The following is a 16,642-nucleotide window of genomic DNA, read 5'->3' on the forward strand; positions in this document are numbered from 1 at the left end:
CATCGATAGACGACGTTTTTACCGGCAAATGACAGGCATCACCAAAGACATCCGGTACCGAGCCATACCAGTTGGTCGCGGTTTCGAAATAATCCAGACCTACGTAAGTGCAATTTTCTGGCAAAAATTCACGAGGCCATTTGTTAAAGCAGCCGACATCAAGCACGGTCTTATCGCTACCAATAGATTTTATGTATTCAACAGTTTTATTATTGCCTTGTGTTAGCAACCATTGTGGATGAAACGGAGTGCTCAATAGAGGCTTGAGAAGGTTCTTCAATGCTCTGATATTCATTAACGCTCGCCTGTACTGTTTTGCTTTATGAACATTACCCAAGAGAAGTACCCAAACTACCTCTTGGCTATTGCTTATCCTTAATTTCACAGTCGTCCAGTGCCGGCATGGCTTGGCGCTGGCAATTGATGCCGGCATCGTTCAATACCCGTTGCATATCTGCTATTTGCTTATCGAGCTGATGGATATGATCAAGCATCAGGTTGATGGCATTAGCGATGGGATCCGGCATATCGCTAGTGGCACCATACGCGTCGAAACCGATTTTCTGCGCCATTGCATCGCGCCGCGCTTTTTCTTGCTTGGCTTTCGCATCGACGATATGCGCGGGAATGCCGACTACCGTGACACCCATCGGCACTGATTTCACCACCACCGAATTGGAACCGACTCGCGCGCCATCGCCGATTTCAATCGGCCCCAGTACCTTGGCTCCGGCCCCTACCACCACGCCGTTGCCTAATGTGGGATGGCGCTTGCCTTTATTCCAACTGGTACCGCCCAAGGTCACGCCGTGATACAGCGTGCAATCGTCTCCAATCACCGCTGTTTCGCCAATCACCACGCCCATGCCGTGATCGATAAAGAACCGCCGGCCGATTTGAGCTCCGGGATGTATTTCAATGCCGGTCAGCCAGCGACCCAAGAACGATAAATAGCGGCCTGCCCATCTGAAGCCGCGTAACCATAGCCAATGACTGCAATGGTGAATTAGTAAGGCGTGAAACCCAGGATAGGTCGTTATCACTTCAAAAGCCGACTGCGCGGCCGGGTCTCGGGCAAATACGCAGTTAATATCTTCTTTGAGTCTGGCCAGCATGGCGTTATTCGGCATTATGGTTTTGCGAGAAGCGCAGGATGCCTCTCAGGATATCCAGCTCTTTGGTATCGAGCTGGGTCCGATTAAAGATGCGCCGCAAGCGACGCATGATGGACTTGGAGCGCTCCGGGTGCAGGAAACCAATGTCCGCCATAGTCTGCTGGAGATGTGTATAAAAGGCTTCCATTTGTTCGGCCGTCGCCAAAGGCTCTTCGCCCATATCGCCCACCTTGCTGACCATCTCTTGGCCGGACGCGACGAACAATTCGTAGCATACGACTTGCACTGCCGCTGCCAAGTTCAGCGAGCTATATTCTGCATTGCAGGGAATCCTCAACAAATAATGGCATAAGTCCAATTCATGGTTTTTTAAACCGGAATTTTCACGGCCGAATACCAAGGCTATATTTTGCTTTGGTAATGCACCCACCCATTTTTCGGCTGTTTGCCTGGCAGTCAAACTTGGCCAACTGATGGTTCTATCGCGCGCACTGGACCCCAATACAATCCGGCAATCGGCAATAGCATCTGGCAAGGAATCGAAGACAGTTGCCGCTCTGAGTACGTCGTCGGCCCCGGAGGCTCTGGCCGTGGCATCAGCATGCGGAAAGCTTTTTGGAGATACCAAGCGCAGTTGATCCATCTGCATATTTTTCATGGCTCTAGCCACCGCGCCGATGTTGCCGGGATGGGACGTTTCCACCAAAACCACTTTAAAATGTGATAACAATGCCCGGCCTCTGCGGCTAAAAAAGCAGCGATTCTAGCAAAATTTGCTATCCTATCCGAGTTTTCTAACTGCTCATTTTCAATTCGATCTATGCACCCGATGCTTAATATTGCCGTCCGCGCAGCGCGGAACGCCGGCGACCTAATCCAACGCTCTTCACAAAATATCGAGAAACTCACCATCGATCAAAAAAGCCGTAACGACTACGCATCCGAAGTTGATCGGGCCGCTGAGCAGGAAATTATCAAAGTCATTCGTGCCGCGTTTCCCGACCATGGGATTCTGGCCGAGGAAAGCGGTGAACACAAAGGTAATGACTACACCTGGATAATCGATCCTTTGGATGGCACCACTAATTTTTTACATGGTTTCCCGCAGTATGCCGTATCTATTGCGCTAAAAAACAAGAATAAACTGGAATTGGGCGTGATTTACGACCCCAGCCGCGACGAACTATTCACTGCGGAACGCGGTGGCGGGGCAATGCTAAACAATCGCAAAATCCGGGTTACCAAACAAAGCAGTATGCGCGGAGCCCTGATTGGTACCGGCTTTCCGTTTAAGACCATGGAAAACATCGAACCCTATCTAGGTATGTTTAAAGCGGTTTGCGCAGACTCGGCCGGCATCCGCCGCGCCGGAGCCGCCGCTCTGGATATGGCGTATGTGGCCTGCGGCCGTTTGGATGCGTATTGGGAAATCGGCGTTAAGGAATGGGATATTGCCGCCGGGGTATTGTTGGTGCAGGAAGCCGGCGGCGTTGCCACGGATTTTTCTTTTAACGACAAATATTTACAGTCTGGCAATATTATCGTTGGCAACCCCAAGATGCATCAATTGATGTATCACGCCATCGAGCCGCATGTGCCGGCGCGCTTAAAATAAAGCGCAATTCGGCATTTAGCCTAGAATTGTTATCGTCTTGCCTTTTCTTTTATACTTACCGGCTAATCAAATTATAAGAGGCCATCATGGAAAAACCCTTTATCCTGCACATGCTGACTACAGCTAAGAATTTAAGCCCGTTCGACGTCAATATGGCGATGGACGCAGGCTGGATTTCAGCAATCCCCTACATCAACGTTGAACCCAGCGAAGTCAGGGGCTTGGTCCAAGATGCTATTTTCTCCCGTAGTCCTAAAGGCCTGTTGCGCACCGCCATTTTCATCGGTGGCAGAGAGACCAAGCAAGCAATGGATATGTTGAAAATGGCAAAAAACTCCATGGTGCCGCCTTTCGAAGTATCAGTATTCGCTGACCCTAGCGGCGCATTTACCACTGCTGCGGGTATGGTTGCTGCGGTTGAGAAGGAATTGGCTGAAAAATTCGATACCACGCTGGAAGGTAAAAATGTTATCGCCCTAGGCGGTACCGGTCCTGTCGGCCAAGCCGCAGCGGTGATTGCCGCTCAAGCAGGGGCTAAAGTCAGAATCATCGGCAGACAATTGGATAAAGCGGAACGCACCGCAGAGCTATGCAGCGAAGAATTTGGCGATGGCAAAATCACGGTGCTGGCAGGCGCCGACGCCGACAAAGCAGAATACATGAAAACCGCCGATGTGGTTTTTGCAACGGGTGCGGCCGGTATTGAGTTGCTTAGCACCGAATTAATTGCCAAAGCAGGGCAATTGAAAGTAGCCGCCGATGTCAATGCGGTACCGCCAGCCGGTATTGCCGGTGTTGATGCGTTCGATAACGGCAAGCCTTTAGCCGGATCTACCAGTGGTGCGGTAGGCATAGGCGCATTGGCGATAGGCAATATCAAATACCAAGCGCAAAGCCGTCTGCTGAAAAGAATGCTGGAAAGCGATCAACCGCTGTTTTTGCATTTCGAACACGCTTTTGAAGTCGCTCGCGAATTCATCAAATCGTCTAAGTAATTAGCTAAGCTCCCCAAAGTCTGCCTATCACAGAGGGTAAGGTAAAAATGGCAAAACGCAGCATACTTCACATGTTCGACCCCATGCCAAACAACAGTCCGTTTGACATTAACATGGCACTCGACGCAGGCTTTGATGTGCTGATGCCGTATTCCAACGTCAAACTGGAGAGCATTCACAATTTGACCCAAGATGCGATTTTTTCGCGTAGTCCGTCGGCCAGTAAAAAAACCGCGATATTTATCGGCGGCAGAGATATGGGCATGGCTATCGACATGTTGCAGGCCACAAAACCGGCTATGGTGCCGCCGTTTGAGGTTTCAGTATTTGCCGATCCTAGCGGAGCTTGTACCACAGCGGCAGCCTTGGTAGCCTGCGTAGAAAAAGCGCTGAAAGAACATCATGGCAAGGAATTGAGGGGCTGCAAGGCAGTTGTTTTCGGCGGCACCGGTCCGGTCGGTATCGCCACCGGCGTGATAGCGTCCTTGCAAGGCGCAGAAACAATCTTGGTGGATCATCTATCAATAGATTCCGCTAAGGACGCGGCCAAACAATACAACCGGCGCTTTGGCGCCAGCATGACTGGCGGCGTTGCCCATAATGACGAAGAAAAAGCAGCATTAATAGCCGATGCAGACGTGGTATTTTGCACCGCAAAAGCCGGTATCCGCGTCATCAATGCCGTAGTTCTCGCGCAAGCCAAGCAATTGAAAGTGGCTGGCGACGTCAATGCGGTACCGCCATCCGGCATAGAAGGCGTAGCGCTAAACGATTTATCGGCGCCGTTAACCTTGGCGAATCAGTCCACTAATGCCGTTGGGGTTGGCGCGCTGGCGATAGGTAATGTTAAATACCAGTTACAACACGAATTGTTAAAAATGATGCTGGAAGCTGAGAAACCGGTATTTCTGGATTTTCGGGAAGCGTTTACCAAGGCTCGCACCTTGGTTTAAGTATTTCAGGGATGTTTGTTAGCCGACACGCGTCCCTGCTATTTAAAGAGCATCCAAATAATTAAATTTGACCGCCAGCCTGGTTAATTCCACATCGTTTTTTATATTCAACTTGCGATACAAGCGATAGCGATAAGTATTGATGGTCTTATCGCTCAGTTGCAAGGCTTCCGACATTTCCTGAATACTCTTGCCACACAAGATCAAACGCACCACTTCAGTCTCGCGCTGGGAAAGCTGTAAAAAAGGCGAAACATCCGCACCAGGCAAAAACTGAAAAGCCAAATTACTGGCCACATCCTGGCATAAATACCGCTTACCGGAAATTACCGATTTAATCGCCGCCACCATTTCGCTGACCGGTGAAGCCTTGGACACGAAGCCGACCACACCCAGTTTCAGCAACTGTTGCGGAATAGGCCCGTCGTTGTGCACCGACAAGGCAATGATTTTAATCGATGGCCGAGATTGCAGTATGCGCCGGCACGCTTCAAATCCGCCTATGCCAGGCATATTAATGTCCATCAAAATGACATCGGGCGGCTCTTGCTCGACAATGCGCAGCGCTTCCTCGCCGCAATTACATACGGCGACCACAACAATATCCTTTTCAGTTGCCAGCAAAGCTTCTATGCCGCTTCTGACAAGCTCATGATCATCAACCAGCAGTACTTTAATCATAACTTCCTTTTTCGGGGTCTTCTATCCACCCAAGTTTCCCAAATTTCACCAACAACAGCAACGCTAAAAGTTAGTAGGATAGACCCAAATGGCGTCGTTGATTCGTGGTTTTGGCGTTTAGCCGTTAAAATAGCGGTTTTGATAAACCAACCTCAGGGCCAATATGCGCACTTCCCAATTTCCTCTTAGTACCGTCAAAGAAATACCGGCCGACGCCGAAATAGCCAGTCACAAACTAATGATACGCGCCGGCTTGATCCGCAAACTTGCCGCCGGGGTATACACCTGGCTGCCGCTGGGTTTGCGGGTATTACGTAAAGTAGAGCATATTGTGCGTGCGGAAATGAACAAAGCCGGTGGTTTGGAAGTGCTGATGCCGGCCTTACAACCCGCTGAGTTATGGCAGGAAACCGGGCGTTGGGAAAAATACGGGCCGGAATTGGCGCGACTGAAAGACCGTCACGACCGCGAATTTTGTCTGGGCCCGACGCACGAGGAAATCATCACCGATTTAGCCCGTCATGAATTGAAAAGTTACAAACAGTTGCCTATCACTTATTATCAAATTCAGAGTAAATTCCGTGACGAAATCCGTCCGCGTTTCGGTGTGATGCGTTCGCGCGAGTTCATCATGAAAGACGCGTACTCGTTCCATCTCGATCAGGAGTCGCTACAAGCGACCTACGACGTAATGTATCAAGCCTACACCAATATTTTTAACCGTTTTGGTTTGAAATTCCGGGCAGTGATAGCCGACTCCGGCTCAATTGGCGGCGCGGTTTCCCATGAATTCCACGTACTTGCCGAATCCGGCGAAGACGCAATAGCTTTTTCCACCACCAGCGATTATGCCGCGAATGTCGAAAAAGCCGAAGCTCTAACGCCGGAAGGGACACGCGCCGAGCCGACCCAAAGCAAAACGTTGGTTGATACGCCAAATCAGCACAGCATCGAAGATGTCAGCGGGTTTTTTAAGGTCGATGCTACGCAGTGTCTGAAAACTTTGATCGTCAGAGGCGAGAACGACAGCTTGGTTGCGCTGTTGTTGCGTGGCGATCACGAATTAAACCCGATTAAAGCCGAAAAAATCGACGGTGTACTGTCGCCACTGCAATTTGCCAGCGATGAAGAAATTCTCGGCGCCTGCAACTGCAAACCCGGCTCGATAGGTCCTATCGGCCTGAGCATAAAAATAGTCGCTGATCGTGGCGTGACTTTGATGTCCGACTTTATTTGCGGCGCAAACCAAGACGGCAAGCATTATCAAGGTGTCAATTGGCAACGCGACTTAGAGTTGCCGGATCACATTGCCGACTTGCGCATGGTGGTCGAAGGCGATCCGAGCCCGGACGGCAAAGGGCAAATTACCATTGCCAGAGGCATCGAAGTGGGCCATATTTTTCAGCTGGGCACTAAATACAGCGAAGCGATGAACGCCGCCATTGTTAACGAAGCCGGCAAAAACCAAATCATGATCATGGGCTGCTATGGTATTGGTATTTCGCGGGTGGTCGCGGCCGCTATAGAACAAGGCCACGATGAGCGCGGCATTATCTGGCCCAACGAACTGGCGCCTTTTCAAGTGGCTATTTGCCCGATGAATATGCATAAGTCCGATCGCTTGATCGATACGGTCGATAATATCTATAAGGATTTAACAGATGCCGGCATCGAAGTATTACTGGACGACAGAAAGGTGCGCGCGGGATTCATGTTCTCGGATATGGAGCTGATCGGTATTCCGCACCGAATTGTAATCGGCGACCGCGGCCTGGATAGCGGCACCGTCGAATATCAAGGCCGAATGGATAAAGAAAGCCAAAATGTTGAGTTCGGCAATCTAGTCAGCTTTATCAAGGACAAGCTGGCTTAGTGTTGATTTGATGAGTCAGACGAAAAAGGGCGCAAATTGCGCCCTTTTTTATTTACTGCACTAGACGCTTGTTAGCGTACCAGAGTAAACATGGATTTTACCGCGCCGCATTTAGGGCAACCCCAATCTTCCGGTACGTCTTCCCAGCGAGTACCGGGCGCGACACCGTTGCGTGGATCGCCCAATTGCTCGTCGTAAATGTGGCCGCAGGTTTTACATTTGTATTTTCTATACTCTGCCATGGATTGATTCCTCGAATTGTAATCACGGTTTAAAGAAAGCTCGGCGATTGTAGCCGATGCTCTGTGCACAAAAAACCACGAAGATTTGGAGGGGATTGTTCGGGATACCTGAAATTGGTCCAGCGGGGCTTAATTTGTCTATCTTTAAAGCGATCTAATTGCATGATTTTGATAAATAAAGATCAATTTTTTACCATGTTCAGTATTTGGCCGATTCAGGCCATGCCCCATGATAGGATGGTATTCATTCTGTCGTATTTGCAATGATCTTATGAATTCGTTTGGTGCTAATGCCGATGATGACCAAAATAAACGGAATCGATATGCCTTCCACCAACTCGGCATCAACATGCCATCCTAAACTGTGAAACGCTTCGGCGATTTTGCCGATGAGGCTCGCAGCATAATAGGTGATAGCTACCATCGAAATGCCTTCAACCATTTGTTGCATGCGCAACTGCATTTTTGCGCGCAGGGCCATGGACGATAACAGGCCCTGATTCTGCCGCTCGATAATAATGTCGACTTTGGTACGCAACAACTGGCTGGCATTGCTCACGCGTTCGGAAACCAGTGTGAAGCGGTGGGACACAGAGTTGCAGGTATGCATCGCCGGCTCCATCCGCCGTTTCATGAATTCGCCCAAGGTTTGAATGCCCTGAATCCGCACTTCGCGCAAGTCTTCCAGACGCTGGCCGACCAATTGGTAGTATGCGCTCGCTGCGGCAAAGCGAAATTGATGCGTGGAAATATGGTTCTCCACTTCAGCCGCCAACGCTGTTAACTCATCCAGTAGTCTGGCGTCATCGTTATCCGGCTGGGTCATCGAATTGGTGATGGTGTACAGCTGCCGATCAGCCTTTTTTAATTCCGGATACAGTTTGCGCGCGATAGGAAACGCCAACAGCGCCATCACCCGATAAACTTCAATATCGAACAAGCGATGCAATAAGCGTCCGGCCTGTGCGGTTCTTAAGTTTTGATTCACCACCAAAAAGCGGCTAAAGCCATCGACATGAATCCGAAAATCGGTAAACACGGCCGCCGCACCGCCGGTCACTTTTGAGCCGACGATTGGGTTGCCGGCAAAGTAGGTGGTTAGTGGCGATAAATCCATTTCGTCTTGGTAATTAACGTCTGCTGCTGATACGACGCTGGCGTGAGCGGCAACGATCACTCTACCGCTGATCTGCGATAACCAATCGACCGGGACTTTTTTTAAAGCCGGGTCTGCAAACGGCTCCGCGGCGGTGTCGTAGGCATAAAAGCTGTAGGTGCTGAATTCGCCGTGTTGCTCCCAGCTCATTTGAAATGCATCAAAGCTGGCGCTAAAGTGATCGGCATCTTGGTCGGGCGGCGTCGTTCCAAACCGCTCGCAGAGCGCTTTCAAATGCCGACGTTCCTGCATTTTTTCGTCGCTTGATAGCGATAACGCCAGGTAACTGGCCCTGACCGGCAAGCTAAGAATAGACGAGGCCCTGGCATGGACCTCGTTGTGCAACACAAACCGTTGCGGATGATTTTCCGGGATCTGAAATAAGGTGGTCACGAGTAAATTGGGTAGCATTAGAGGTTAGCGTCTATAGCGTTTACCGGTGAATATATCGTAGAGAAGGGGTAGCTTGCTACTGCCTATGTGAAAGCGCGCTATGGAGATGAAAAATCCTAGCGTTTTGCCTTGCTGGCGTTCCTACTCAAGTTTGTTGATGAAGCGGGTTGTGCCGAGCAAGGTTTTGATTTGATATAGGCATATGGATTTTGCCAAGTCTAGTGCTTCCGGCGCAGACCGTTTTTTGTTTTTTCCACCGATTCATGGGTTTAACTAATCGGTTGCGGCGTTTATGTCCGCCGCTGTGCATTACTCCAATTTGGTAAATTTACTCACAAAGCTGATTTGGCAGTTTTGACCTGTTATCCCAGACGCAAAGCTCCTTTGGTGGCGTAAGTAAGAGTCGTACATTGCACAGCCATCATGCGAATGAAAGTTTATGAAAGGGTCGTAGCCTTTTTGGGCAAAAAAGGAATGACAGAGCTGTTGAGACAATGTCAATTGATTTTGGGGTTTAATTGGTTTTTCCATGTTGTTCTCCAATGATTTGCAGTCGAGATACCATACGCTTTCTAGGAAAAAGCTTCTGTGAAACGCGGTTCGTAGTTAAAAATATTTTGTGTTTTTATCAAAAAAATGGCGACAAATCAGCCCGAGTCACTAATGCTGAATTTTTTGTTTTACAGGGCAGCCCGATCCACACACCAAAACCGTTAAATTGTTTACGTTTCCCTCAGTTGTCAGGCGATTCCTGGTGTTTTTATGGCTGTCGGGAAAACCCTAAAAGTGCCGAAAATAAGCAGCGCACGCGAGATTTCAACCTAGATTTGAGTGGCAAGTCGATGCGGTTTGATTGTCTGCAAGCTTCTCCTTTGTAAGCAATCCTTGTGGCAAAATGTCGGCAAAAGCAAATTAGAAATGTGACAGAGTGCTATAATCACAGAAACCCGTTGGTCATTAGCCTTCGGAATCATCACTATCCGAATGATGTTGAATCAGGAGATTATGGATGCTGAGACATAATTTAGAAAATCAAGACAATAAGCAAGACGACGTAGAGCTGTCTCGACGCAGCTTCTTTGGACGTCTGGCTGTTGGTGCTGTTTTATCTATTGCAATGCCCGGCGTGGTTCATGCTGCGAAAAGCGTAGCGGTAAAAGCAGATAAAAATCATCGATTGGCGAAGTCGGCAAGGAGCGCAGTGCGCTTACCTAAACATGGAGCCATTCAGGCGACCAAGGCTGTTCGTCAACCTGCCAAATTAAATAAAAGCGCTGGCGGCAATAACCTTAAACCCGTTGCCGGCGAGCATGGGCGCTTGCATACCGCGCATGCGGAGCGCCACATCCAGCATGACTCTCGCGTGAGAGATATTTACACCGGCAAAAAGCAACATGTAACTGCGTCCTACCATGCCAATCGTCATAGTAATCAGGGAGGTAGAGCGCAGTCGATTATTCAACCAGCGCCAAGAGAAGCATTCATGGAGCCAAGCCAAGACTCGCTGTTCTTGGCTGATCACGGTCGTTTTGCGACTCATCGGGCCTTGGCGTTTCAAAATCCGCACACTGGGGACAAATTGAGCCTGACGTATTTTGAACGAGGCCGTTACCTTAGCGATGCGTTGAATGAAATCAGCTTTTTGTTGCGCGATTATCGCACCGACGATGTGCATCCTATCGATCCGGAGTTGCTGGATCAACTACACGATTTGAAACAGATTTTGGGTTTGAATCAACCATTTGATGTCATCTGCGGTTATCGTTCGCCATTAACCAACGCTAAACTGCATGCCGAGAACTCGGGTGTTGCCAATAACAGCTTCCACATGCACGGTCGGGCAGTGGATATTCGCATTGAGCGCTTCGATCTTCGGCGTATTCATAGTGCGGCGCTGGCCATGCACCGTGGCGGAGTCGGATATTACCCCGAGTCAAACTTCATCCACCTGGATACCGGAACCTTCAGAACTTGGAAGTTATAGAGTCCCTCGCTCATAAAAAAAGCGCCATTTGTGGCGCTTTTTTTATGCCTGCTCGATTTTGCGGCTTATGGATTAGTGCTGACGTCCGTACTTTTACTCATTACCAATTGATTATTCGGAGTCGAACTGGCCGCAGTTGGCGAATGAATTTTGTTCAAGGCCTTCTTAAGTTGCTCGTCCTGTCCGTATACGTCCGGATAGAAACGTAACTGGTTTTGGTGATCGACAAATGTAGTGCCGTAATAAAACAGTACCGGTACCGCGCGTTTTAGCGTGACATGGCGGGTTTTGGGGGCCGACATCGCTTGCTTGATGGATTCTTTATCCCAGCCTGCCTGGTCGCCCAGCACAAATTGGGCTAGCTCTTCAGGTGCCGATACCCGCACGCAGCCATGGCTTAAGTCGCGGCGAGGGCGTTTAAAGGCGGCATGACCGGGAGTATCGTGTAAATACACGTCCGCCGTATTTGGGAATACGAATTTGACCCGTCCCAATGGGTTTTTCTTGCCCGGGCGCTGCCGTGCGCGCAAATAGCTGCCGCCGCCTTTTTCTTCGCTGTTTTGGTGTCTTACCAGTTCGATGTCCTGGCTGGCTAAATAGCCTTCGTTGTTTGCCGCTTTGGGTAGAATTTCCTTCTCATAAATGGTTTTTGGAATATTCCAGTAAGGCATAAATTCCAGATATTTCATTTCTTCCCAAAGTACCGGTGTTTGGTTGCTCTGGGATTTGCCTACTACCACTTTCATATTTAGCGGATTGGGATCGTCGATTGAATTGAACGCCCATAATTCAAAGGCCGGGATATTAACCACAATCATTGGCCCGTCGGTAGTGTCCGGAATCCAGCGCGCGCGCTCCATGGCCAACGCGATCTGGGCGATTTTTTCGCTCGAAGATTGATTGAATAATGCAGCAGTTGCCGAGCCAATCACGCCATCGGCCGTTAAACCTTGCTGTTGCTGGACTTTTTTCACAGCGGCAACCAAATCGTTGTCGTAAGTTTTACTATCCGCGGCATTATTGTCCAGTAGGCCCATGTCCCGCAGCCGTTGACGCAGATAAACGATATGCGGATGCTTATCGCCGGGACGTAGCATTTTGCCTGGCTTGAATTCCTGCGACCCCGTTTGATTCCCCAACTGCTGCAAGCGGGTCAAAATTTGTTTGAGTTGCTGGTATTGCTTGGTTTTAGGCTCAAACTGCCCGACCACCTCGGTCAACGTTTGCGATGCCAAGTGTTGTTTCAACAAACCGGCCAAATCCAAAGCAGGTTTGGGGGCAATATGTACCGGATACTCAACATCGCGCGGATCTACTTGGCCTTGCCGCAAATCGTGCAGATAACGTACCAAGGACACGGTCAAAGCCACATCGTAACCCGAAACGGCAGTGTTATCCGGATTTGGGCCGCTGATCAGCTGTTTCAGGCGGTCAACGTCATAATTGGCAGGATTCAACGCATCGTTGGATGCATTGTTTAATATGCTCAACAAGTCGTTAAGGTTTTTTTCCGAGCGATTGGCGGTAAACCAGATCGGTTGAAATTGGGTGTTGAGGTAGATTTGGCTAACAAGCTCACTAACGCGGCTAAAATCGGCGCGCAACAACAGCGGATGGTGTTTGCTAAGCAGAATCGCGCCAATCGGATTGTCGGCAGGAATAGGATTAACGATCTCGGGAACGCTATTTATAGAAGGTAGGCTGGTTTCGGGCGCTACAGCAGGCATATCTGCGCTCAATGCCTGCTCTGTTCCGGCATAATAAATACAGGCCGCCAACGCTAACCGAGCATACCTATGGCGCGAATCTTTTAGGGCGTGCGATTTAGTTATCATGGTTACACGAATAGGGTTCGAATTTGAAGTTTATCGTCTGCTTTGCGGTTAAGACAGACCGCCAAGCTAATCAATATAATATTAGTCTAATTGTACCCTGTTATGACAACAATTGACGCGGAAAGCTTGGCAAGGCTTTATCTGTTGAGGTCCTGGGAGGACGGCGAAATTGCTTACAGAGTTTGTTACGTCTCCGGCGACTGTAACTGCTCAACCCTAAACAATGGCCAATCGGATGAGTTGGGCGGCCAATCAAATTCAATAGCGCCGGTTTATTCACTTCCAAATCTATAGCTCCTCACCATCCCGCTTTAAGTTTCAAAAGACAATTTATCGGCAAATGCTGCCTGCCAGTCATGGCTGAATTTCTCAACGGCTGCGTCGGTAGCTGGGGTGGTCAAGATTTGCTGGGCAATATCCAGCGGCAAGGTTACGGCGCCAACGCCTAGTTTTAGTACTTGCAATACCTGATTAACGTTTTTGAAGCTGGCAACCAAAAGTTTGCCGGGCAATTGGTAGCGGTCGATTAAGGCTTGCAAATCGGCGACTACAGCAATGCCGTCAAAGCCTTGATTGTCAATGCGGTTGAGATAAGGTGCCAGGTAGTCCGCACCATGTAGCGCTGCAAGCATGCCTTGCTGGACATTGTAAATCGCAGTAGCTAATAGCGGGATATTATCCTTCTTCAGCTGTTTGATAGCAGTTAAGCCGGCGGTATGCGCGGGTATTTTGACGATAATGTCGAACGGCAATTCTTGGAGTTTGTGGGCTTCCGCGATGATACCGTCTACCGAGTTATTAACTACTTGCACATGAAACCGCGCTTGTGGGCTGATGATGTCTGTCAGTACCGTCAACAGTTCCTGTAGACCCATACCGCTGGCCGCCATAATCGACGGATTGGTGGTAACGCCCGCCAAGGGGAAGGCTGGGCAAAGGTTTTTGATGCCGTTTACATCGGCACTGTCTAAATATATTTCTAACATGGAACCAGGATTGTGATTTTGCGGATAACGGCGACCAGTATAACCAGTGCTGTTAGATGGTTTTAGAAAATTACCTCGGTAAAGCGCGCGTTTGGCGTCAGTACTTGCAGTTTTGCCAGTTGATCCAGCGTGATTTTCTCGGCAGGGTTATGGTCCAGTAACAGAACTTCGCGCTTTTCTTCGGTCACGATATTCAGTGCCCGGCCCTCGACGATTCTTTTGTCGTTTAAGGTCAATCTAACCTGATAGCCGTAAAGACAGGCAATTTCGATATAGTCGTGCAAATCGCAAGCGATACGGCATTCGCTCATGGCAGTCTCCCCTTGAGTTTTTTGCTGATCGATCTTACTCTCGGCGTTTCTGCTTGCCAATCATGTGGGGCAAATTACTTTGGATAGCGATTCATCTTCAAGACGCTTGGCGTCTATCGACATCTTGCGCGGCCTAGTCATGGTATTGATGACACTGGATCATACCCGTGATTTTTTCAGCGACAGTCATTTCAGCCCGACCGATCTGGATAAGACTTCAATGGCCTTGTTTCTAACCCGCTGGATCACACATTTCTGCGCTCCGGTATTTGTGTTTTTGGCCGGCACCAGCGCCTATCTGTGGCAGAGTCGCCGGGGAGCGGATGCGCCATTGAGCCGGTTTTTGCTGGAGCGTGGTTTGTTGCTGCTGGTTTTGACGTGCACATTGGAAGCCTACGCATGGAATTTTCGCGCCGATCTACGGCACATCGACGGCGGCGTGTTGTGGGCTATTGCCTGGTCGATGATCGCGTTGGCCGGCCTGGTCAAGTTGCCGCTGGGTTGGTATGTGGCGTTTGGCGCTACGATGATAGTGGGGCATAACGCCTTCGATGCGCTCAAGCCTGCCGATTTGGGTGGTTTTGGTTCTTGGTGGGCAATACTGCATACTGGAGATGATGTGGCATTCGGCGACGGCTGGCTACTCAATCCCTATTACCCGCTGATTCCTTGGATAGGCGTGATGGCGGTTGGCTTCGGTTTTGGAAAAGTATTGACTAACAAGGTCTGGCGCACGCCGCGCCGGCTTTTTACCTTAGGTCTAACGCTGCTAGGGGTGTTTTTGGCTTTGCGTTTCAGTAACGTTTACGGCGATCCCAAGCCATGGCAAAGCTATCCGGACCCGGTGTTTACCCTATTATCTTTTATCAACTGTCATAAATATCCGCCGTCCTTGTTATATCTGTTTATGACCTTGGGACCGGCGCTGCTGGTCTTGGCGCTGGCCGAGGGCAAGGCGGCGGAACGCGTCGGTTTTTTGCAAGTATTCGGCAGGACCCCGCTGTTCTATTATCTGCTGCACTTGTACCTGATTCATGGTCTGGCAGTATTGGTGGCCGCCATTGCAGACGGACCGGTGGCTGCAATAATCGGCGGTGGTATTTGGTCGCCGGAATTGCCGCAAGACTACGGCTATGGTTTACCGGTGGTTTATGGCATTTGGCTATTTGTGGTGCTAACGCTGTTTCCCATCTGCCAGGGCTTTGAAACCTTAAAAGCTCGCAAGCCGCATTGGCGCTGGCTCAAATACCTGTAACTCGCATGGAGTGTTTTCCTTGGAATCCTGCGCGCAACCAGCGGCGGCAGCTTTACTTTTCGATGTGAATGCAATAGTTTGCAAGCGACTTTACTGTCGCAATGAATCCCATTTGGAGGTCAGTATGAAATGCACTATCGGCTGGATTATTCCTACTTTGCTGGCAACAGCAGCTATGCAAGTGCAGGCTGACGAGCGGGAGGGGGGCGGGCTTAATGTTGCTTTTACCGATTGCACCGAGTTTGTGGGGGTTGCATCGGTCCCTGAGAGTAAAGCTCGGGTTCTGGTGCCTAGCCAATACCAATTGGTCGTGGATGACGGCGGGGCAAAATTGGTGGTGCGAATTGCCCATTGCCAAGGTGTGGCGGTGAATAATCGCCCAGCCCAAGCCGGCACGGTGGCCCACCTCGGCATCATGCTGTATTCGCCGGACGGTACCGGAACCGATCCCAATACTGCCATCAACAATTACACCGTCACCTATGCTAGCAATGTGCCCGCTTTGGTCAACGGTTTACGCAAACAAGGCGTACCTGCTCAATGGGACGGCAATTTGACCTATGAAGTGACTCCGACAAGCGCAACAAACGAGTTTTACGCAGCGGTTTCTCCAGACGGCCCCGGCACTATTACATGGTTTTTACATGGAGCCGTTACCGAGCCGGCCATTGCCAGCGAGTTTCTGGCAAATTGGTGGTTTTATTCCAAAAAAGGCGAAGTCAAAATGGCGACCAGCATAGGGCAGATATATTTTGATTTTGGTTCAACAGTCTCTTTCTTTACAGCCAGGGATGGCGTCATCGGCGACTTGCTTGGCGGCAATAGCGTTGCAAATTTTGCCTTAAGTTTTCGCGGCAAGTTTTCGAACGGCCAAATGGCTGTGACCCGTGCGCGGTAAAATTTTAAACAACCATTAAGCAGGTGTAGTTTCCTTGGTCTGCTTTTGTTTATTCAACTGAGTTAAAAAATAGCTTTGATAGTTCCAGCCGGGACGTGGCGGTGGTGGTTGGTGAGCGAATGGCATAATAAACCTCTGTGGTGCATTGATTAGGGATAAAAGATGCTCCCGCCGGCTCAGCAACGATGCGCTCTATTGCTTTAATCGAGTCTGCGGGAGCATTAACTAGGAAATATTGAAACTAATACACTGCGAGGGAGAATCTACCAGCGAAAAGCCGACAAGCAAGAGCGGGTAAAATTTTACTGCGATGAAATACAGTCCAACTGTGTCTCGCCGTTCTGTCGATA

16 protein-coding genes are annotated in these 16,642 nt (G+C 49.7%); 7 read left to right on the top strand and 9 right to left on the bottom strand.

Annotated elements, in window-relative coordinates:
* The 3 genes from NP589_RS14520 to NP589_RS14530 form a co-directional block, all read right to left on the bottom strand.
* Positions 1-295: hypothetical protein (locus NP589_RS14520; protein ID WP_256607633.1), on the bottom strand; the 295-nt coding region annotated here is incomplete at its 3' end.
* Between the two features lie 67 nt (positions 296-362).
* Positions 363-1,115 (bottom strand): serine O-acetyltransferase, encoded by a 753-nt coding sequence (cysE, locus tag NP589_RS14525; RefSeq protein ID WP_256607664.1) that lies wholly within the window; start codon positions 1,113-1,115, stop codon positions 363-365.
* Positions 1,116-1,119: 4 nt separating this feature from the next.
* Positions 1,120-1,845, bottom strand: coding sequence for an RNA methyltransferase (locus NP589_RS14530; RefSeq protein ID WP_256607634.1), 726 nt, complete (start codon positions 1,843-1,845; stop codon positions 1,120-1,122).
* A 90-nt stretch (positions 1,846-1,935) separates the two neighbouring features.
* Here NP589_RS14530 and NP589_RS14535 point away from each other — a divergent pair, with 90 nt between their 5' ends.
* The 3 genes from NP589_RS14535 to NP589_RS14545 all read left to right on the top strand — a co-directional run bounded on the left by NP589_RS14535 (position 1,936) and on the right by NP589_RS14545 (position 4,678).
* A complete protein-coding gene (locus NP589_RS14535) occupies positions 1,936-2,730 on the top strand; it encodes an inositol monophosphatase family protein (protein ID WP_033155453.1) in 795 nt (264 codons plus the stop codon).
* Between the two features lie 86 nt (positions 2,731-2,816).
* Entirely contained in the window at positions 2,817-3,725 is a 909-nt protein-coding gene (locus tag NP589_RS14540) for an NAD(P)-dependent methylenetetrahydromethanopterin dehydrogenase (RefSeq protein WP_256607635.1), read from the top strand.
* Between the two features lie 47 nt (positions 3,726-3,772).
* Positions 3,773-4,678, top strand: coding sequence for an NAD(P)-dependent methylenetetrahydromethanopterin dehydrogenase (locus tag NP589_RS14545; protein WP_256607636.1), 906 nt, complete (start codon positions 3,773-3,775; stop codon positions 4,676-4,678).
* Between the two features lie 42 nt (positions 4,679-4,720).
* Here NP589_RS14545 and NP589_RS14550 read toward each other — a convergent pair whose 3' ends face one another.
* Positions 4,721-5,359: a response regulator gene (locus NP589_RS14550; protein ID WP_256607637.1), complete on the bottom strand. Its 639-nt coding sequence runs from the start codon at positions 5,357-5,359 to the stop codon at positions 4,721-4,723.
* A gap of 163 nt (positions 5,360-5,522) precedes the next feature.
* Between NP589_RS14550 and NP589_RS14555 the strand changes: the two genes are divergently transcribed.
* Positions 5,523-7,232 (top strand): proline--tRNA ligase, encoded by a 1,710-nt coding sequence (locus NP589_RS14555; protein WP_256607638.1) that lies wholly within the window; start codon positions 5,523-5,525, stop codon positions 7,230-7,232.
* A gap of 71 nt (positions 7,233-7,303) precedes the next feature.
* Here the strand turns inward: NP589_RS14555 and NP589_RS14560 are convergent, their stop codons facing one another.
* Both NP589_RS14560 and NP589_RS14565 read right to left on the bottom strand, forming a co-directional pair.
* A complete protein-coding gene (locus tag NP589_RS14560; RefSeq protein ID WP_020485394.1) occupies positions 7,304-7,474 on the bottom strand; it encodes a rubredoxin in 171 nt (56 codons plus the stop codon).
* Positions 7,475-7,718: 244 nt separating this feature from the next.
* Positions 7,719-9,023, bottom strand: a complete 1,305-nt coding sequence (locus tag NP589_RS14565; protein WP_256607639.1) for a DUF3422 domain-containing protein — start codon at positions 9,021-9,023, stop codon at positions 7,719-7,721.
* A gap of 1,009 nt (positions 9,024-10,032) precedes the next feature.
* Between NP589_RS14565 and mepK the strand changes: the two genes are divergently transcribed.
* Positions 10,033-11,007: a peptidoglycan L,D-endopeptidase MepK gene (gene mepK, locus NP589_RS14570; protein ID WP_256607640.1), complete on the top strand. Its 975-nt coding sequence runs from the start codon at positions 10,033-10,035 to the stop codon at positions 11,005-11,007.
* A gap of 65 nt (positions 11,008-11,072) precedes the next feature.
* On the opposite strand, the gene NP589_RS14575 is transcribed toward mepK, so the two are convergent.
* From NP589_RS14575 to NP589_RS14585, 3 genes are all read right to left on the bottom strand, one after another.
* Positions 11,073-12,842 carry a L,D-transpeptidase family protein gene (locus NP589_RS14575; RefSeq protein ID WP_256607641.1) on the bottom strand — a complete coding sequence of 590 codons (1,770 nt, stop codon included), beginning with the start codon at positions 12,840-12,842 and terminating at the stop codon, positions 11,073-11,075.
* A 311-nt stretch (positions 12,843-13,153) separates the two neighbouring features.
* Positions 13,154-13,828, bottom strand: a complete 675-nt coding sequence (locus tag NP589_RS14580) for a transaldolase family protein (protein WP_256607642.1) — start codon at positions 13,826-13,828, stop codon at positions 13,154-13,156.
* A gap of 62 nt (positions 13,829-13,890) precedes the next feature.
* Positions 13,891-14,139 (bottom strand): Rho-binding antiterminator, encoded by a 249-nt coding sequence (locus tag NP589_RS14585; protein ID WP_256607643.1) that lies wholly within the window; start codon positions 14,137-14,139, stop codon positions 13,891-13,893.
* Between the two features lie 79 nt (positions 14,140-14,218).
* On the opposite strand from NP589_RS14585, the gene NP589_RS14590 reads away from it, so the two are divergent.
* Both NP589_RS14590 and NP589_RS14595 read left to right on the top strand, forming a co-directional pair.
* Positions 14,219-15,394, top strand: a complete 1,176-nt coding sequence (locus NP589_RS14590) for an acetyltransferase domain-containing protein (protein ID WP_256607644.1) — start codon at positions 14,219-14,221, stop codon at positions 15,392-15,394.
* A gap of 124 nt (positions 15,395-15,518) precedes the next feature.
* A complete protein-coding gene (locus NP589_RS14595) occupies positions 15,519-16,292 on the top strand; it encodes a hypothetical protein (RefSeq protein WP_256607645.1) in 774 nt (257 codons plus the stop codon).
* Positions 16,293-16,642 lie beyond the last annotated feature (350 nt).

This window comes from Methylomonas rosea (genome assembly GCF_024505055.1).
Taxonomy (GTDB): domain Bacteria; phylum Pseudomonadota; class Gammaproteobacteria; order Methylococcales; family Methylomonadaceae; genus Methylomonas; species Methylomonas rosea.